The following is a 19,732-nucleotide window of genomic DNA, read 5'->3' on the forward strand; positions in this document are numbered from 1 at the left end:
CTAGGTTCAGGATGAACGGTTAAGCCCTGTAGTGTCTTGTCTTAAGTTGATAGCCTGCGGTTTAACGATTCACAGGGATAAACCAACCTTTTGTTTGTTTACAAAATTTAACGAGGGCAAGCATTAACGGGACTTCAATTAATACCCCCACAACTGTTGCAAGAGCGGCTCCCGATGAAAGTCCAAATAACATAACGGCGGTTGCAATAGCGACTTCAAAATGATTGGAGGCTGCAATCAATGCTGAAGGAGCCGCATCTTCATAGGAAAGCCCCCATAATTTTGCCGCTAAATAAGTTAGCATGAAAATTAATAAGGTTTGTAACGTTAACGGAATTGCTATCCATAAAATAGTTAAGGGATTATTAACAATAATATCGCCTTTAAATGAAAATAATAAAATTAAGGTTAATAGTAAAGCAATGATAGTAATCGGGCTTAAAATAGGTAGGAATTTTTGTTTAAACCATGTTAGCCCCCAGTAATAAATCAACCATTTTCGAGAAAAGTAGCCTGCTAATAAAGGCAGCGCGACATAAATACTGGTAGACAGTAATAAGGCTTGCCACGGCATCGGTAACGCGCCAATACCTAATAAAAACCCTCCGATAACCCCATAAAGAACAAGCATCATTAACGAATTAATCGCCACCATCACTAAAGTATGGCCCGCACTTCCTTTAGCTAATTCGCCCCAAACTAAAACCATCGCCGTACAGGGCGCGACCCCTAATAAAATACAGCCAGCAAGATAACTTCGCCATAAAGGGATGCTCAACATTTGCACGCCTTCATGAAGAACAACGGTTCCTGAGCCGTAATGATCCCCGATTGCTAAATTTAAGCCCAATGGAATTTTAACAAAATCAAGTGCGTCTTCACCAATAAATGACTTAAATAAAATACCTAGAAAAAAATAAGCAATAACATACATGCTAAATGGTTTAATCGCCCAATTAACCATCAGTGTTAGTGAAACAGGTTTAAGACTTTTACCTGCCTTGACCACTTCGGTAAAATCAATTTTTACCATGATCGGGTACATCATTAAAAATAAACAGAGGGCAATCGGAATCGAGATCACAGGCGCGTGATTAACGGTGATACTCATCCCATCTAATGTTTTTGCAAATTCAGGTAAATAAGCCCCTAAAAAAATGCCTATAAAAACACATAAGCCCACCCAAAGGGTTAGGTAACGCTCAAAAAATCCCATGACGGGTTGATCTTTATTCATACCGCTAACGCATTGAGTGCTGTACTTAAGGCTTCAGGGGACATTGTTTCCAAAGGTAATGCGAGCATTTTATTAATACGTTGCGTTAATAGGGCAAATGTTGTTTCAAATGCGGCGATTTTTTCATCATCAGTACCGTCAACATGACCTGGATCAACCAGCCCCCAATGGACATTAGCCGCTTTCTTTAGGTACGTTGGACAGGTTTCACCTGCGGCGTTATCACACACGGTAATAACGATGTCCATTGCTTGGTGTTCAAAGGCATCCCACGATTGGCTTTGATAGCCCTCAGTAGGTAGCCCGTGACGTTTTAAGGTGGCTAATGCCCCCGTATTGATTCGGCCTATCGGGTGACTACCCGCTGAAAAAGCATGAATACGCCCTTGACCTAAGTGATTAAATAACGCTTCACCTAAAACACTACGGCATGAATTTCCGGTACAAATAACAAAAATAGTTAGCATTATAATTCCTTTCGTTTAGCGACAACATGATGATGATTTTTTATCATCAGTTTTTTTAGTTTCTAATGAATCGTCTTCATTAAACGTAGGAATCTTATTTAAAGAATGAAACGATTCCCAAGCAATACCTTGTGGATCAGTCACCCAATGTTTATTAGAACGACTATAGCAACACGAGGTTTGTTCTTGAGTTTTAATAGGAACTTGAGTGGCCTCTAAATTCTGTTTTATCGACAGTAATTCGCTATCATCTTCAGCTTGAATCCCTAAATGATCTAACCCTATTTTTTTACTGCGATTAGAAATAGCAAAATTAACCCGTGGATCATCTAGCATCCACTTTGCATAATCATCATGCTGTACGGTGGGTGATGATGCAAATAATGTGGTGTAAAAATCAATACTTTGCTTAAGATTTTCTACAGCAAGGTGGATATGTAATCTTTTCATAAGAGTTCCTATTAAATGGATATACGTATAAGCATATATTAAAAATAAAAAATTAGCAACAAAAACTAATGCTGGGTCTATTGGTCATTTTTTCTAAGCGTTGTAAATCGTCTTTAAATAACGCCGTTAATTCAGCCGCAATCAATGTATCGTTTAAAAGCGAGGATGTCCAGTTAGGAAGTAAGGGGTTAATTTGATAATAAACCCATTGGCTATCACGACTATCGTGCAATAAACCATATTGACGCAAAGAGGCTAGATGACGTGATATTTTAGGTTGGGATACGTTGAGTGCTGTGGTTAATTCACACACACACAACTTTCCTTTTTTTTGCAATAAAGTGACGCAACGTAAGCGAGTCTCATCAGAAAGACATTTAAAAAATTGGGGAAGGGTTAATGTACTCATTTGTTTTTTATGGCGAATAAATTAAAGTTTTGGAAGGCGTTAAGCGATAAACCCCTATTTAGAGAGCCGATACTCTATCGGTTGTAGTCGTTTGGAAGATGACTTTCCGTTTCTTATAAGTTATGGTAACCTGTTTCTTCATGTAAAACGAGGTCGAGGCCTTCAACTTCTTCGTCAGCGGTCACTCGAATACCAATAACTTTATCAATGAGCTTTAAAATGCCATAACTAAATAAAGCACTCCAAATAAGAGTGACAACAACCGCTAAGAGTTGGACACCCACTTGATATGACATTGAAACGCCATTAAGCCCTAAACCACCTAAACTTTTAGCGGCAAATACGCCCGTTAAAATTGAACCAATGATGCCCCCTACGCCATGCACAGGAAAGACATCTAAGGAGTCATCTATTTTTAAGGTTCGTTTAATATATTGAGTGGCATAAAAACAGGCGATTCCTGCAATAACACCAATAGCTAATGCCCCCGCAGGGCCGATATAACCTGATGCAGGGGTAACGGTGCCTAATCCTGCAACCATGCCTGTTACAATGCCTAAAACGCTTGGCTTACCAAAACGTAACCACTCAATAGTCATCCATGTTAATGCCCCCGCGGCGGCTGCAATGTGAGTGACTAAAATAGCCATCCCCGCAGCCCCGTCAGCAGTCAAAGAACTGCCACCATTAAAACCAAACCAACCAACCCAGAGCATACCCGCTCCTGTAACCACCATTGGCATATTATGCGGCTGCATAGCGGTTGTTGGGAACCCTCTACGATTACCTAAAACAAGGGCGGTGACTAAGGCCGCGACCCCTGCATTAACATGAATAACAATCCCACCTGCAAAATCTTTGACACCCAGCTTAGCCAGCCAGCCGCCGCCCCAAATCCAATGGCAGATAGGCATATAAACTAAAATTAGCCATAACGTACTAAACCACAACATTGCTGAAAATTTCATTCGTTCAGCAAAGCCACCAATAATAAGGGTGGGCGTGATAATCGCAAAGGTCATTTGAAACATGAAAAAAACAACTTCAGGAATATCCCCTGTTAAGTTATTTATTCCCACGCCTGACATAAATAGTTTTGACCCGCCACCAATAAGGGATTGTAAATCCCCCCCATCTGCAAAAATAAAGCTATAAACGCCCGCTAACCATAAAATGGAGACTAAGCAGGTAATAGCAAAACATTGCATTAAGACTGAAAGAACGTTTTTACTTCTTACAAGTCCTGCATAAAATAAGGATAACCCTGGTAGAGTCATAAATAATACTAATGCAGTTGATGTGAGTACCCAGGCGGTATTTGCGGCATTTAATTCACTAGCCGTCGCTATTTCGGGTATGAAAAGCAAACTTAGGATTATATTTTTATTATTCATTTTATAGTATTTATTTTTTTAATTTAAATAGCTTCTTCACCTGTTTCTCCTGTTCTAATTCGGATGACTTGTTCTAATGGGGATACAAAAATTTTGCCATCTCCAATTTTTCCCGTATTAGCGGCATTGATAATGGTTTCAACCGCTTGATCGACAATTTCATCGGCAACGGCAATTTCTAATTTCACTTTAGGTAAAAAATCAACGACATATTCGGCCCCTCGATAAAGTTCGGTATGCCCTTTTTGGCGACCAAACCCTTTAACTTCGGTTGCGGTGATCCCTGCGACCCCAATTTCTGAAAGGGCTTCTCTTACATCATCCATTTTGAAAGGTTTAATAATAGCGGTAATTAATTTCATAATGTCTTCTCATATTTAAATTAAGGTTTAAGCCTAAGAAGCGGCAAAGAGCTTGCAATCATAGTGAATTATTAATCAACATACAATCAAACCTGACGATCTAAGGGTTATTTTTTTATGTTATGAGGCCATATTATCCGTGTTTAAGGGGTAAAATAGGGCGGCTTTAAGGTACAGATAACAGCCAAAGACAAGCCTTAGCGGTTTTTATAAATAAAAATTAAGACATTTTTAAAAAAGTTTTTTATTTTTTAGCCTTTACTGTTATCCGTAAATTCAGGATAAGCTTCCATACCACATTCAGAATAATCAACACCATGATATTCTTCTTCTTCACTGACACGAATACCGATGATTATTTTAAAGGCATACCAGGTCGTAAAGCTTGCAATAAAGACAAAGCTTACAATGCTTACGATACCGATCAACTGGGCTATAAACGTAGCGTCTGGATTTGAAAAGCAAACGGCAATCAGTCCCCAGATACCGACAACGCCATGAACTGAAACTGCACCTACAGGATCATCCAGTTTTAATTTATCCATACCTATAATTGAAAAAACAACAAGGGATCCTGCAACCATGCCAATAAGGGTTGCAAGTAACGGACTTGGACTTGCAGGATCTGCGGTAATAGCAACTAATCCCGCTAATGCGCCATTTAAGATCATTGATAAATCGGCTTTACCAAATAAAATATGTGCCACAATTAAGGCGGCAACAACCCCGCCCGCAGCAGAAGCATTGGTATTAACAAAGATTCTTGCAACGGCATTGGCATCATTGACGGTGGAAATGATTAATTGAGATCCCCCGTTAAAACCAAACCAGCCCATCCATAAAATAAAGGTTCCTAGGGTAGCTAATGGCATATTACAACCAGGAATAGGGGTAATATTACCGTCGTTATCGTATTTTCCTTTACGTGCGCCTAGCAAAATAATACCCGCTACGGCTGCTGTAGCACCACATAAATGAACAATACCTGAACCTGCAAAATCATAAAAACCTAAGCCGTCAAGAAAACCACCGCCCCATTTCCAGTAACCTTGCAATGGGTAAATAAAGCCTGTCATAATCACGGAAAAGGCTAAAAAGGCCCAAAGTTTCATCCGTTCAGCAACAGCTCCTGAAACGATAGACATCGCGGTCGCAACAAAGACAACCTGAAAGAAAAAATCGGCCATTTTAGAATAGACACGGTTATTATCAGGATCTTTATCGCCATTAACTCGGATAACATCCGCGACTTCATTGTCAGTTTCAAGTAAAAAGCTAATACCCGGCCAAATACTATTAACGGCTTCTGCGGGGTACATAATGTTATAACCGACCAAGAGATACATCACGCAGGCAATAGAAAATAAAGCGATATTTTTAGTTAAAATTTCAGTGGTATTTTTAGCACGAACCAACCCCGCCTCTAACATTGCAAAACCTGCTGCCATCCACATCACAAATGCACCACTGATGAGCAGATAAAATGTATCCAGTGCATAGCTTAGTTCAATTACGTGTTCCATAACTTGCCTCGTTTGTATTTGTTAGAGTGCTTCATCGTCTGTTTCACCCGTACGAATACGGATGACCTGCTCTAAATGAGTAACAAAAATTTTACCGTCGCCAATTTTTCCTGTATTGGCTGCCTTAATAATCGTATCAACGGCCAGCTCTACTTGCTCTTGAGTTACCGCCGCTTCAACTTTAGCTTTCGGCAAAAAATCAACGACATATTCTGCCCCTCGATAAAGTTCAGTGTGTCCTTTTTGCCGACCAAACCCCTTTACTTCTGTGACTGTAATACCTGATACCCCAATTTCTGAGAGTGCTTCACGAACATCATCAAGTTTAAAAGGTTTAATAATCGCGGTGATTAATTTCATAAAAATTTTTAATGGTTATAATCAATAGATAATCTCTAGTAAAGCACTAACCATGCCATTTTTAAAAAACACGCTATTAACGGATATTTTAAAAAAAAACCAAAATAATGAGCTATTTTGGTGCATCTTACTGTTATTAAGCACTCATTAGGGGGCTAGTAACTCAAATAGATAAAGTCAAACTTATGTTTTTCATGTGATCCTTATATTAGGCATAAATTTTGCTTTATAACTTTATTTTAACGTGGGGAATTTAAATGAAAACACATAGCATTACGCCGCTTTTTATGGCAGCTATTCTTTTATCTGCGAACGCAACTGTTATTCATGCAAAGGGTGCTGTGGAGTCTTTAACAGATACAGATATTAATAACCTTTCTTTTTTGAAAAAATTAGGCGTTAAAGTGGGAGGGTGGATTGATGCTGGGATGACTTATAGTTCACACAGCAATTCAAGTGGTGAGAATGGGGCTATTCCATTTGGAACCGATAGAGTTAATGAGTTTCAATTAAACCAAACCTATTTATTTTTAGAAAAATCCGTTGTAAGTAGTGGCTCAAATTGGGATTTTGGTGGACGTGTTGACTTTTTATTTGGTACGGATGCAAGATCAACTCAGGCATCTGGTTTTGACAATCAAATATTGGGTTCGACAAATAACAAGTCTTTTAATGAATATGATATTGCATTTCCACAAGCCTATTTAGAGATTTACGCACCTATTGGCAATGGGCTAACTGCTAAGGTAGGACACTTTTACACCATTATTGGCTATGAGGTGGTGACTTCGCCCGATAATTTTTTCTATTCGCACGCCTTTACTATGAATTATGGCGAACCTTTCACCCATACAGGTGCTTTGCTGAGTTATCAGATTGATGATAATTGGTCGGTCACGGGTGGAGCGGTAACAGGTTGGGATAATTTTGATACCAATGGCGGTGATTGGAGCTTTTTAGGCGGTGCAAACTGGCATAGTGACGATGAAAAAACAGCGGTAGCCGTGTCATTAATTACGGGTGAAAATGGCAATGATTCCGTGGATCAAAACACAACTATGTACAGTATTGTCTTGTCTCATGATTTTAATGACAAAACACATTATGTATTTCAACACGATTTCGGCATTCAAGAAAAGGGTAATGGCGTTAAAGATGATGCGGATTGGTATGGCATCAATCAGTATTTAACGTATGATATTAATGATAAATTAGCGGTAGGCTTAAGAGCTGAGTGGTTTAGTGATAGAGGGGGACGTATTAACAGTTTTGGTGCCAATTACTATGCTGTTTCGGCAGGGGTCAATTACAGCCCTATGTCATGGATAAAATTTCGTCCAGAAGTTCGTTATGACTGGGCAGATACTAATGGTGCAGGGACTGCATTTGGTGGCAATAGCAATGATCAAATTCAAGTCGCTATGGATATGATTATTACTTTCTAAATAAAAAAAATCCTATACATATTTCCTATAAAAACATAAATGGAACATATTGTTTTTAAGTAGCACTTTATATTAATTGGTGTTATCTTTACCACGCTTAATAGTTTGATAGCCCCTTATAACACAATAAATTTCTTTGGAGACCTTGTCTAATGTCAGTAGAAAATGTTTTAAAAATGATTGAAGAAAATGATGTCAAGTATGTTGACTTTCGTTTTTGTGATACCCGTGGTAAAGAACAGCATGTAACCTTCCCAGCGCATAGCATTGATGAAGATACCTTTGAAGATGGAAATATGTTTGATGGTTCATCCGTTGCTGGTTGGAAAGGTATTAACGAATCCGACATGATTTTAATGCCAGATCCAAGTACGGCTGTACTTGATCCTTTCTTTGATGAAACAACGTTAATTTTACGTTGTGACATTATAGAGCCTACTGATATGCAAGGGTATGAGCGTGACCCACGTTCAATTGCGCGTCGGGCAGAAGCGTATATGAAATCAACAGGGATTGCTGATACAGCTTTTTTTGGCCCTGAAAATGAATTCTTTATCTTCGACGATGTACGTTGGGGTGAAACAATGGGTAATTCTTTCTACAAAGTCGATTCAGAAGAAGCGGGCTGGAACTCTGAAAAAACCTATGTAGATGGTAATATTGGTCACCGTCCAGGTGTTAAAGGGGGGTATTTTCCTGTCCCTCCTGTTGATTCGCTACAAGACATGCGATCTGCCATGTGTTCTGTTTTAGAAGAAATGGGGATGATTACAGAAGTTCATCATCATGAGGTTGCAACCGCAGGTCAATGTGAAATTGGGGTTAGATTTAATACCTTAGTAAAAAAAGCGGATGAAGTTTTAGAATTAAAATATGTGGTCGCTCAAATTGCTCATGCGTATGGCAAAACAGCCACCTTTATGCCTAAGCCATTAGTGGGTGATAATGGAAGTGGAATGCATGTTCACCAATCCTTGTCAAAAGAGGGTGAAAATTTATTTTCAGGTGATTTATACGGCGGTTTATCTGAAATGGCTTTATTTTACATTGGCGGAATTATTAAACATGCGAAAGCATTGAATGCCTTTGCAAATGCATCAACTAACAGTTACAAACGCTTAGTTCCAGGTTTTGAAGCGCCTGTTATGTTAGCGTATTCAGCACGTAACCGTTCAGCGTCTATTCGTATTCCTTTTGTAAATAACCCGAAAGGTCGTCGTATTGAATTGCGCTTTGGTGATTCAACAGCAAACCCTTATTTATGTTTCGCTTCCATGTTAATGGCCGGTCTTGATGGAATCCAAAATAAAATTCATCCTGGTGAGGCAATGGATAAAGATTTGTATGACTTACCGCCTGAAGAAGAAAAGCAAATCCCACAAGTTGCTTTTTCATTTGATGAAGCCTTAAAAGCATTGGATGAAGATCGTGAATTTTTAACACGAGGTGGTGTCTTTACCAATGATGTCATTGATAGTTATATTGATTTAAAAACAGAAGAAGTGACTCGTTTAAGAATGAGTACTCATCCTGTTGAATTTGACATGTACTATAGCTTGTAAATTTTATCGCTTTAATGCGGTGATTAAACTCGCAATGAACGCCCCTTTATGGGGCGTTTTTTATGGGTTAAGATAACATTATGAGCCATTGGATTTTGATTATTAGGTTATGAGGGTTAAAAAATGAGGCGTTACTTCGCATGACGACTCTATTTTTTTAATAAAAATTAAGTTATGGTCTGTAATTTGCGTGTTTACAGTAAATAGGTAAGGCGAGGCAATGCATAAAAAAATACTGGATCATCTCAGTGAAGCCATTTTGTTATTCAATCGGCAACTTGTTTTAACGTATATCAATTCAGCGGGGGAGGCTTTACTGGCCGATAGTTCAAAACATCTAGTTGGACGGGGTGCGAACGATATTTTTAAATTTTCAACTCAATTGATTTTGACTCATTTACAACAATCGTTAACGAATAATGAAGTATTAGTCGATAGAGAAATCATTTTAGATAATTTAAAACAAAATATTACTGTTAATTTAAGTATTACGCCGCTGTTAGGAAAAGGGGATAGGGATGAAATTTTAGTTGAATTACAGCAACTGGACCAACATTTACGGATAACAAAAGAAGAGCAATTAGTTGAACAGTATCATATTAGTCGTATTCTTATTCGTGGGTTAGCGCATGAAATTAAAAATCCATTGGGGGGGATTCGAGGGGCGGCTCAATTATTAGAATTAGAATTAGAGGGCGATGAATTAAAAGAATATACGCAAATTATTATTGCAGAAGCGGATCGCCTTAAAGATTTAATGGATAAAATGTTAGGCCCTAACCGACCGCCTCAAAAAAATAGATTAAATATTCATCAAGTTCTGGAACGCGTTAGACAGTTGGTCACTGCGGAAATGACGGGGAATATTGATATTGAATGTGATTATGACCCCAGTATTCCTTTTTTACACGCCGATAAAAATCAATTGATTCAAGCGTTTTTAAATATTGTTCGCAATGCAATTCAGGCGATTGATGAAACGGGGAAGGTTATTTTAAAAACACGGGTTCATCGAAAAATGACGATTGGGCGTAAACATTACAAACTTTTAGTTAAAATTGATATTATTGATAATGGAATAGGGATTAAAGAAGATATGTTAAGACAAATTTTTTACCCCATGATTACAGGACGTGCCGATGGGACAGGATTAGGTTTATCCATTTCACAATCCTTAATTAATCAACATAATGGGGTGATTGAATGCTATAGCAAACCCAATAACACTGTTTTTTCAATTTATTTACCACTGGAGACCTCGAATGTTAGCGGAATCAGATAAAGTTTGGGTGATTGATGATGATAAGTCGATCCGCTGGGTGTTGGATAAAGCCTTTAAAAAAGCCACGATTAATAGTCGTAGTTTTTCGAGTGTTAAAACGTTGTTAGAGGCTTTAAAAAAAGATCAACCTGATGCGTTGTTGACGGATATTAGAATGCCTACGATGGATGGCTTGCAACTGCTTGAAAAAGTACAGGAAGAGTATCCTAAATTACCTATTATTGTGATGACGGCGCATTCTGATTTAGAAAGTGCGGTATCGGCTTTTCATGGCGGGGCGTTTGAGTATTTACCTAAGCCGTTTGATATTAAAGAAGTAATAGAAATTGCCCATCGAGCGTGTACGCACAGTAAGCAACAACAAGCCCAGCAACAGCAGGAAAAGGAAGTTGAGTCTACCCCTGAAATTTTAGGGGAAGCACCTGCTATGCAAGAAGTTTTTAGAGCAATTGGGCGGTTAGCGCGTTCTCATATCACCGTATTAATTAATGGTGAATCGGGAACGGGAAAAGAATTAGTCGCGAAAGCGTTGCATCGTCATAGTCCGAGAGTAAAAAAACCGTTTATTGCGTTAAATATGGCGGCAATTCCTAAAGACTTGATGGAGTCTGAATTATTTGGTCATGAAAAAGGGGCGTTTACAGGCGCGCAAGCACGGCGAGCAGGACGGTTTGAGCAAGCGGATAACGGAACTTTATTTTTAGATGAAATCGGCGATATGCCCGCAGAATTACAAACGCGATTATTGCGAGTCTTAGCCGATGGGGAATATTATCCGATAGGGGCGCGAACCTCAATTAAAGTTGATGTTAGAATTATTGCAGCAACGCATCAAAATTTAGAAAGCTTAGTGACTGAAGGTCGATTTAGAGAAGATTTATTTCATCGTTTAAATGTGATTCGGATTCATATTCCCCCTTTACGTGAACGTCGTCAGGATATTCCCTTGTTAATGCGTCACTTTCTAAGTCAAGCGGCGATCGAATTGAATACGGAAATGAAAATTTTACGACCTGATACCGAAGAATTTTTAGCTACGTTAGAGTGGCTAGGAAATGTGAGACAGCTTGAAAATATATGCCGTTGGTTGACGGTTATGGGTGTGAGTCGGGAAATCTACATGAATGATTTACCCCCTGAATTAGTCAATAAACAAACGCTAAAAGTAACATCAAGCACTCAGGACTGGAACGTTTTATTGTCAGAAGAAATCAGTCAAAAGATGCAAGCGGGTGATAAGGAAATAGCGAAAGAAGTTATTCCAATGGTGGAGCGGCTTTTAATTACCGAAGCGTTAATTTATACCGAAGGGAAGCGTTACGAAGCGGCGGCCGTATTAGGTTATGGTCGGAATACCTTAACGCGAAAAATAAAAGAACTGGGATTAAACGCCTAACAATATTTTTTAATTTTATACCAGAGTGACCGTTCGCTAATTTTGAGAATTTGAGCGGCCGCGGCTTTGTTATTATTCGTTTTTTCTAAGGCGTTTTGAATGAGTTGTTTTTCCAATTTTTCAACTTGGTCGTTTAATCCCTCGGTAAGGGATTCATTATCATCAATGGACACCGTGGAAGGCAGGGCTTGATCTTGATTAGAAATTATTTCAATCGGTAAATGCTCAAAACTTATCGTTACGCCAGCACTTAAAACAGCGGCTCGCTCCATTACATTTTCTAATTCGCGAACATTCCCTAACCATTGATAATTAATGAGAGATGCTTCCGCTTCAGCCGTCATTCCTGAAAAACTGTAACCAAAGTCCGCAGTATATTTCTTTAAAAAGTGGTAAGCGAGTGGAAGAATATCGGCTTGTCGATTGCGTAACGGAGGAAGGTCAATGGTGAAAACATTTAAACGATAAAATAAATCTTCGCGTAATTTTTTTTCAACAATGGCCTGTTTAGAGTCTTGATTTGAGGCGGCAATCACGCGGACATTAATCGGGATGGTGAGATGGCTCCCTAACCGTTCTAAACTGCGTTCTTGCAAGACTCGCAATAATTTAGCTTGCAGCGAAAAATCCATTTCAGTAATTTCATCTAAAAACAGAGTTCCGCCATCGGCTAATTCAAATTTTCCCACATGATCTTTATTTGCGCCTGTAAACGCCCCTTTACTGTAGCCAAACAATTCACTTTCTAACAAGTCAACAGGAATAGCAGCACAATTAATAGCCACAAATAACGACTTAGCACGCGGAGACGCTTGATGAATCGCACGGGCAACCAGCTCTTTACCCGTTCCTGTTTCGCCTTGAATTAAAACACTGGTTTTTGTTAACGCCACTTGTTGAATGAGGGTATAAATCTTCTTCATCGCCTCACTTGAACCAATAAAATCCCCCCAACCCTGATTAATTTCCTCCCGTAAATAACGGTTTTCACGTTGGACTTTATTCAGGTTTAAGGCACGATCAACGGCCGCTTCAACCGCATCTAATTCAAAGGGGCGTACAATATAATCACAGGCTCCATATTTCATGGTTTCAACCGCAGTTTCTACCGTGCCATAAGCGGTCACAACAATAACGGACACATTATTATTATTTTCTCTTAAGTGGCGTAATAAGGCAATGCCATCCATATTAGGCATTTTTAAATCCGTAATAACAAGATCCACACTATTATTTTTTAAAAAATCAGCCGCCTGCTGACCATCTTCCGCTTGATGAACTTGATGGTTTAATTGAGTAAGCATGATTTCTAATAAACGGCGCATTTTTGGCTCATCATCAACGACGAGAATACTTTGGTTTTTCATTTAATTAAGCTCATTGGTGGACAGTTTAAATTGAACGTGAAAACAGCTTCCACCGTTTGGGTTATCCCGAATAAAAATTTGGGCATGATGCGCGAGAACAATTTGTTGAACCACGGTTAATCCCAGTCCAATTCCTTCTTGTCGTCGGGTAAAGAAAGGGTCAAATACCGCGTGTTTATTTTCGTTTGAGATTCCTGAACCGTTATCACAGACGCTTATTTCTAAATGCTGCTGAATAATTTGTGTGCTAATTTTGATCTGTCCTTTTATTTCAACATGTTGAGCGGCATTCATAATTAAATTTAATAAAATCTGAATAAACTGATCTTTATCACACAGGAGTAATTGATCGTGATGATTAAAATTTAACGTTAATTTTATCTGTTTGGCCTCTATTTTTGAACGTAATAACTCCGTAACATGAGTAATAATCATCTCAACAGGATGCAGGGCAAATTTAGGGGCTCTTGGGCGGGCGCATTCAAGTAATAAACTAATTAAATCGTTGAGACGTTTCGTTTCACTCAGTATAAATTCCGTCATTTCTAAACTGACCGCACTGAGTTGAGTATCGCGTTGTAGCATCTGTGCCGATGAGCGTAAAATACCAAGTGGAGTGCGTACTTCATGTGCCATACTGGCGGCCATTTCTCCCATCACGGCTAATTTGGCAACGCGGGCAATATCTAAGCGTGATTGTTCAAGGTTATCAATCATTTCTGCAAATTGCGTATTTAATTCGGTAATTTCCGTACTGGCTTTAATCGGGCGTAATTTAGTGGGTTTTCCTGCCATAAAGTCGCGCGTTGATTTGGCAAGCCGAGTAATGGGTTTGGATATTTTAGCCGACATCCAAAATGAGACAAAGGTGCCTAAAAATAAGGTTAAGCCGACAAATAAGACTAATACATGCCATAATTTTAAAATGGGTGCGTAGGCTAAATCGCTACTGTGTAAAATAAGCACGCGCCAATCTAACCCTGAAAAGGTTCGGTAACCTTGAGCGCGTGAATAACCGATAAGCGTTGATTCCGCTAAAAATGCGGCAGAATGCTCAAAGGCCCCTGATTGATTTTTTTTTAAAAAGTTACGTTCTAAGTATTGAAAAGGAACGAGTTTATCCTGCAAATTAGACGAGTGTGCAATCACACGCCCTTTGCTATCAAGTAATAAGCTGTAGTAGATCGAGTTAAGTGAATGTCCTGAGACGGATTTATCTAATAATCGAGTAATTTCTTGCCAATTAAAATGTGCATATAAACGTCCTAATTGGGTTTCTTGAAAATCATCTCCAATAGGAATGGAAATAGTTAGATAATTAGCGGCTATGGTTGGGTTATCAATGGTTAAGCGATGTTCTTTCAAATTCGTTGTTAACCAAGTCGGTGTCATGGCTTGTTGTTTACCCATAAAATGGGAATGACTGGAGGCAATGGTTTTATGGTCTTGATTAACGACAAATAATTGATGATAAACCCCCTCATATTCCGTGTGAAGTTCATGTAAAAACTGAGCTAATCGCTTATCAACATCACGTGTTCTAAGATCTTGCATAATTTCTAAATGACTCCAACTTGCCATATTGTGCATTCGTTCAAATAAAGTCATGTCAATTTGTTGCATAATAGTAATCGCTTGGGACTCCAACTTATGTTCAATTTCTTGTCGTAAAATATTACGAAAATGGGCGAAAATCATTAAAGCAATCAATAAGGCAGAGGCCAAACTGATTAATAAATAGGAAGTAAGTAAGGTACGATGAATAGTCATCTCAATAATAGTCAGTTTATTAAAATAATTTTTGTTTGTTTCGGTTTATTAGTCAGCAAACCCAGTTTGGCTATAGACAGTTCACTCTTGAGTTATCAGTGGGAGCGAGGATTAACCTTCATGTCTGCTAATTTAACCTTAGGCGGTTACAGTGGGGTTTCATTTAAATTGAATGAGTCAGGTACAGGAACCGTCACTTTAGACGATATAAGTCTTTTTATCAGTTGGTCACCTTATGCGCGTATTCGTTTTTTTTCTGAGATTGAAATGGAAAACTTAGTTAGTAATCGGGCTATTGCTTCTTTTTCAGAGTCCCTTAGTATAGAGCGATTGTACGTTGATTTTTTAATATCGGATAGACTGACGCTTCGATTGGGGCAGTTTTTAACCCCTGTTGGACGTTGGAATACAATTCATGTCTGGCCTTTAACATGGACAACGGTTAGACCGATTGTAACGAAGTATCATTTTTTTCCATCACAAAGCAATGGTATTATGTTGATGCAACAATGGATCATTAATCAACAAAATTTAAAGGTTTCATTTTATTTAGATGATTCTGAGCATCTTAATCCTCGTCAAATTAATCATCATAAAATGGATCCTGACGCTGTTTTTAAACAGGCGGCGGGTGTCTCCATTAATTATGAGATAAATCATGAACTCGCTTTAGGATTTTCTTATTTAGCGTTTAAAAAACAGGTGGAAACGCAACAAGCGATTAATCATCTTGTCGGTTTAGATTTACTCTGGCAAAAAAAAGGCTATGAAATACAAACAGAATGGGCGTATCGTCAGGCAGACGATCAGCAAGGAGAAGAGATTGCAGGCTATATTCAAGGGGTTGTTCCATTAGGCCATAAATTTTTTGCCGTAGGGCGTTATGAATTATTAAGCGGGCGACACCAACGTTTTTCCATTAATTTTAACGGAACCGCTCATGTGGGGGTATCTGCTTTAGTTTGGCGACCCTTTTCACCTTTAAGTTTAAAAGTTGAATACCATTTTGGCCATAATAATCAGCAACTGGCTCCCAGTGGTTTTTTTAGTTCTATTTCAGTCTTATTTTAATCATGATAAAACGATTAAAATATTCCGCCGTTATTGTTTTTATGCTGGGGGTTTATTCCCTAGCATGGGCCGATAAAATTTTAATTATTGTCGCTAAGGACTCGGAGATTACAACGTTGACTCGGAAACAACTGGAAAATATTTTTCGTAAAAAAACCTTACTAAATGTTAATAATGAACGCTGGGTTCCGATAAACTTGATTATTGATGATCCATTAAGGCAGGCTTTTTCTAAAAAAATATTTAAACAACGTCCTGAAGAAATGGAGTCTTTTTGGAATATTCAATATTTTAATGGCATTATGCCGCCTTATGTGGTTTCATCAAATGAGGCGGTATTACGTTTTGTGAGTAGCGCACCCAATGCCATTGGGTATATTCATAATTGTTATTTAGATAATCGAGTGCGGGTCTTAATTAAATTAAATTTTAATAGTTTGCTGACTTATTCGTGTCCATAAAAAACGACTTTTCGGGTACATAATACAAATTTTTTACGCATGATAGGCGACCTATCGACGGGTATAAGTGAACGTGTGGGCTTTTTCTAATACAAACAAATGTTTTAAAATAAACGGAATGTATTATAATTAATCAACCTTGTTAGAGAGTAAGTACCTAAATACATGTTTTCAAGTTTCTTGACGTACAAAATATCTGTTGTACACGCGCATTTATCATAAACTTTAGGGTTTAAAGTAAGTTGAAAAGTTAGGCTTAGGTACTTAGGTCTGTAGTCAGGTTTTAAATAGTATTAATTAAACAAATGCAAAGATATTATTAAATATAATGATAGTTTAATTAGTAAATGATCGTTTAACTAAAATAACAAATAGAAATAGGAATTAAATTATGGCTAGTTTGGATGAAATCACCAAAGATATTGTAACGTCTGTAGACGGGGCTTTAGGGTGTGCTGTGGTCGATTTAAATAGTGGTTTATTATTGAGTGTTTCGCATAATGTACCTTACTTTACAACAACTTATTTAGAAGCTGTTGCAGCGGCAGCCGTTGATATGTTTAGAGGCCGAAATGTACAAGCGGTAGAAAGTTTATTGAGCAATCAACGGGGAGTGACCATTGAGAAGACGATCAAAGAAATGCAAATGACCACCGATAATACGTTTCATTTTATGACGATTGTTCCAGATAGACCCGATTCATTAGTTGTTTTGATTACCAGTAAAAAAACAAACTTAGGGATGGGTTGGGCTTCTGTTCGCAAAAACCTTCCTCAGATAACCCCTCTAGTGCCTTAAAGATTTAAATAGTGAAGTAAGTGTAGCAATGGCTACACTTATTTTTATTTGATTAATGAAATGTTTATTTTTTAACCCAATTTATTACTACTATGTCGCCTTTACTTCCAACGCCAAATATTGCTGCCAGAGATTTATGGCCATTAAAAATAGAACGTGAAATTTTAAAAGATATTGCCCAAAAAAATGTAGAATTTACAGAAACCGAGAACGATAGTTGGTTGGTTTTAGTTGAGAAAAAATGGCAATTATTGAGTTTATCAAGCGATCTTTATGATAATAATAATTTAGCGCGTCAAGAATTATCCATCGCAGTGCAAGTACAACGTGAGTTAAGTGAGCGTCTTAGCCAGCAACGTTGTTTAGTAATAATACAAACGAGTACGGATGATGAACAATGGCGCTTATGGCAAGTTGTTAAAAGAGAAGAAACACTCGGTGATTCATTAGAAAAGGTTTATAGCGAAAAGGATGCTAAGAAAATTGCAGCGATGCTTTTTATTGTCGCCGAAAAATTTTATGGAGCCTGTAAGTACTTTTTTGAACAGAATATGAACTTTCCATTAACCTTAAACAGCTTAAAATTAGAAGATAATGAAATTATTTTTACAGGCTTTATTCCCTTTAAAAATGATGCTTTTCCTATTGATATAGGACCTTGTTTTGAACAAGCATTTCAGGCGTACATCACTCGACTTTTAAACGACCCTACGATAAAACCCCCACTTATCTCTTATTATTTAAGTGTTTATGCTGAAAATAATTCGGAAAATGCACACTTAATTAATAAATTATTAAAACTTTTTAAACGCTAAACTACGGGGTTTATATGGATATTGAAATCATAGGTACCATTGGTGATTTTTCGCATTATACGGCTTTACATATTATTCAATTACTAAAAAAGGAGCAAACAACGCTCAACTACGGTGATGAGTTTATGGGACGACCTGGAACCCAGCTGTATGTGGGGGAAAATGATGTTGTAAAAATTCGTAGTGAATTGGATTTAAATGAAGTTAAAACACGGCAGTTTTTAACCCATATCTTACAAAAAGAACGGCAATTAAACGTTCATCACCCCGATAAAACGTGGTTTTTAGTTAAGCTTGAAAATAATAAATTTAAAATTGGCAATATTTGTCCACGATTGACTCCGTTACACTCATTAACTCAAAATACGGAAACAGATACGGGTCAAAAAATTGATTATTTAGTGGGTGTTTATGAATGCTATTTTAAATCCGCAAGTAAAAATAATGCCCGTCTGGATGAAGGATTATCGAATTTTGGGGTGGATGACACTAAAAAACTTTATTATCTGGATGATGATATTTATTCTTGGGATAATTTTATTAGTTTTTCTCATCTCTTAGGAGTTTTAATTCGCGGTAATCATTGGTTGAATGAAGCGGGTGCGTGTCTATTAGGTAAAAAGATTCAGTCGCTTATTAGTACGTTATTTGAGGATTCACATTGTTGTTATCGAGTCGCTCGGTTATTGCGGGATATCTATGTACCTGATAAAAAAAGAGCTCAAATATTAACTATTATTATTGAACAATTAGAACAATCGAAGGTGGTTGTAAAAAAATTAAACCCTTATCAAGAGGATAATGATTGTCTCGCTATTTTATCCGATGTTCATGCAAATTTACCTGCGTTAAACGCGGTGCTGGATTATTTAGACCAACATTCTATTACAAAAGGGATTGTATTGGGTGATGTCGTGGGTTATGGGCCGCATCCGAGTGAATGTATTAGTCGGTTACAACAAACTGAACTAATCGTTATAAAGGGAAATCATGACTATGCGGTGACCAGTGGCGATGCTAAGCGAGGGATGTCCACAACGGCACAATGGTGTATTGAGTGGACTATTTTACAGTTAAGTAAGGAACATAAACAATGGCTGGCGGATTTGCCTTTAGAACTAATGAGTAGTGATGACGACGCAAAAAAAAATTGGCGCGCCGTTCATGGATCCCCTATGGATTCTAATTATTTTTATGCCTATGTTTATGAGATGACTTATGAGCAAAATCTTGATTTTATGGAAGATAAAGCGATGGATTTATGTTTTCATGGACATTCACATATACAAGGCATGTATGTCAGAGATACAGTGGGTCGTGATAGCTTTTTAAATCCCACTAAAAAAATAGCTTTAGGGGATTACAAACAGGCCATGATATGTTCGGGAGCGGTAGGCCAGCCTCGTAATGGGTCTACTTGTGCGCAATTTGCACTGTATTATCAAAAAACTGACCAAATTCAATTTATAAATCTTGATTATGATTTAAATAAAACCGTTGCTGATTTACAACGATTTAAATTTCCAGCCATGCTAGCCGAACGTTTACAACGCGGTGAATAA

The 19,732-nt window shown here is 37.9% G+C and carries 19 protein-coding genes; 9 read left to right on the forward strand and 10 right to left on the reverse strand.

All coding sequences use genetic code 11. The annotated features are described in order from the left end of the window. Positions 1 to 61: 61 nt before the first annotated feature. The 8 genes from arsB to glnK form a co-directional block, all read right to left on the reverse strand. Positions 62 to 1,237, reverse strand: a complete 1,176-nt coding sequence (arsB, locus tag Q9M50_11700; GenBank protein ID MDQ7091275.1) for an ACR3 family arsenite efflux transporter — start codon at positions 1,235 to 1,237, stop codon at positions 62 to 64. After that, entirely contained in the window at positions 1,234 to 1,704 is a 471-nt protein-coding gene (locus tag Q9M50_11705; GenBank protein ID MDQ7091276.1) for an arsenate reductase ArsC, read from the reverse strand. Before Q9M50_11705 ends, arsB begins: the two co-directional genes overlap by 4 nt. Positions 1,705 to 1,719: 15 nt before the next feature. After that, positions 1,720 to 2,154, reverse strand: a complete 435-nt coding sequence (locus tag Q9M50_11710; protein MDQ7091277.1) for an ArsI/CadI family heavy metal resistance metalloenzyme — start codon at positions 2,152 to 2,154, stop codon at positions 1,720 to 1,722. A gap of 52 nt (positions 2,155 to 2,206) precedes the next feature. Next, positions 2,207 to 2,563, reverse strand: a complete 357-nt coding sequence (locus Q9M50_11715; protein MDQ7091278.1) for a metalloregulator ArsR/SmtB family transcription factor — start codon at positions 2,561 to 2,563, stop codon at positions 2,207 to 2,209. Between the two features lie 113 nt (positions 2,564 to 2,676). Then, complete coding sequence (locus tag Q9M50_11720) at positions 2,677 to 3,957, reverse strand: ammonium transporter (GenBank protein MDQ7091279.1); 1,281 nt, start codon at positions 3,955 to 3,957, stop codon at positions 2,677 to 2,679. 23 nt (positions 3,958 to 3,980) lie between these two features. Beyond that, positions 3,981 to 4,319, reverse strand: coding sequence for a P-II family nitrogen regulator (locus Q9M50_11725; GenBank protein MDQ7091280.1), 339 nt, complete (start codon positions 4,317 to 4,319; stop codon positions 3,981 to 3,983). Between the two features lie 251 nt (positions 4,320 to 4,570). Next, positions 4,571 to 5,842, reverse strand: coding sequence for an ammonium transporter (locus Q9M50_11730; protein MDQ7091281.1), 1,272 nt, complete (start codon positions 5,840 to 5,842; stop codon positions 4,571 to 4,573). Between the two features lie 21 nt (positions 5,843 to 5,863). Next, positions 5,864 to 6,202, reverse strand: a complete 339-nt coding sequence (gene glnK / locus Q9M50_11735; protein ID MDQ7091282.1) for a P-II family nitrogen regulator — start codon at positions 6,200 to 6,202, stop codon at positions 5,864 to 5,866. 257 nt (positions 6,203 to 6,459) lie between these two features. Between glnK and Q9M50_11740 the strand changes: the two genes are divergently transcribed. The 4 genes from Q9M50_11740 to ntrC all read left to right on the forward strand — a co-directional run bounded on the left by Q9M50_11740 (position 6,460) and on the right by ntrC (position 11,887). Further along, positions 6,460 to 7,647: a porin gene (locus tag Q9M50_11740; protein MDQ7091283.1), complete on the forward strand. Its 1,188-nt coding sequence runs from the start codon at positions 6,460 to 6,462 to the stop codon at positions 7,645 to 7,647. Between the two features lie 152 nt (positions 7,648 to 7,799). After that, the gene (gene glnA / locus Q9M50_11745) at positions 7,800 to 9,209 is read left to right on the forward strand and encodes a glutamate--ammonia ligase (GenBank protein ID MDQ7091284.1); all 1,410 of its coding nucleotides are present in this window, start codon (positions 7,800 to 7,802) and stop codon (positions 9,207 to 9,209) included. 220 nt (positions 9,210 to 9,429) lie between these two features. Beyond that, positions 9,430 to 10,491: a nitrogen regulation protein NR(II) gene (gene glnL / locus Q9M50_11750; GenBank protein MDQ7091285.1), complete on the forward strand. Its 1,062-nt coding sequence runs from the start codon at positions 9,430 to 9,432 to the stop codon at positions 10,489 to 10,491. Further along, positions 10,472 to 11,887, forward strand: coding sequence for a nitrogen regulation protein NR(I) (gene ntrC / locus Q9M50_11755; GenBank protein ID MDQ7091286.1), 1,416 nt, complete (start codon positions 10,472 to 10,474; stop codon positions 11,885 to 11,887). The genes glnL and ntrC overlap by 20 nt, the downstream gene beginning before the upstream one ends. Here ntrC and Q9M50_11760 read toward each other — a convergent pair. Next, positions 11,884 to 13,254: a sigma-54 dependent transcriptional regulator gene (locus tag Q9M50_11760; protein MDQ7091287.1), complete on the reverse strand. Its 1,371-nt coding sequence runs from the start codon at positions 13,252 to 13,254 to the stop codon at positions 11,884 to 11,886. The genes ntrC and Q9M50_11760 overlap by 4 nt on opposite strands. Beyond that, complete coding sequence (locus Q9M50_11765; protein ID MDQ7091288.1) at positions 13,255 to 15,024, reverse strand: sensor histidine kinase; 1,770 nt, start codon at positions 15,022 to 15,024, stop codon at positions 13,255 to 13,257. On the opposite strand from Q9M50_11765, the gene Q9M50_11770 reads away from it, so the two are divergent. From Q9M50_11770 to Q9M50_11790, 5 genes are all read left to right on the forward strand, one after another. Continuing rightward, positions 15,013 to 16,095, forward strand: coding sequence for a hypothetical protein (locus Q9M50_11770; GenBank protein ID MDQ7091289.1), 1,083 nt, complete (start codon positions 15,013 to 15,015; stop codon positions 16,093 to 16,095). The two genes, Q9M50_11765 and Q9M50_11770, sit on opposite strands and share 12 nt — an antisense overlap. Positions 16,096 to 16,097: 2 nt before the next feature. Continuing rightward, a complete protein-coding gene (locus Q9M50_11775) occupies positions 16,098 to 16,556 on the forward strand; it encodes a hypothetical protein (protein ID MDQ7091290.1) in 459 nt (152 codons plus the stop codon). A 391-nt stretch (positions 16,557 to 16,947) separates the two neighbouring features. Next, the gene (locus tag Q9M50_11780; GenBank protein ID MDQ7091291.1) at positions 16,948 to 17,355 is read left to right on the forward strand and encodes a hypothetical protein; all 408 of its coding nucleotides are present in this window, start codon (positions 16,948 to 16,950) and stop codon (positions 17,353 to 17,355) included. A 92-nt stretch (positions 17,356 to 17,447) separates the two neighbouring features. Further along, positions 17,448 to 18,170 carry a hypothetical protein gene (locus Q9M50_11785; GenBank protein ID MDQ7091292.1) on the forward strand — a complete coding sequence of 241 codons (723 nt, stop codon included), beginning with the start codon at positions 17,448 to 17,450 and terminating at the stop codon, positions 18,168 to 18,170. 14 nt (positions 18,171 to 18,184) lie between these two features. Then, positions 18,185 to 19,732: a metallophosphoesterase family protein gene (locus tag Q9M50_11790; protein MDQ7091293.1), complete on the forward strand. Its 1,548-nt coding sequence runs from the start codon at positions 18,185 to 18,187 to the stop codon at positions 19,730 to 19,732.

The organism is Methylococcales bacterium (assembly GCA_030949405.1).
Lineage (GTDB): Bacteria > Pseudomonadota > Gammaproteobacteria > Methylococcales > Methylomonadaceae > WTBX01.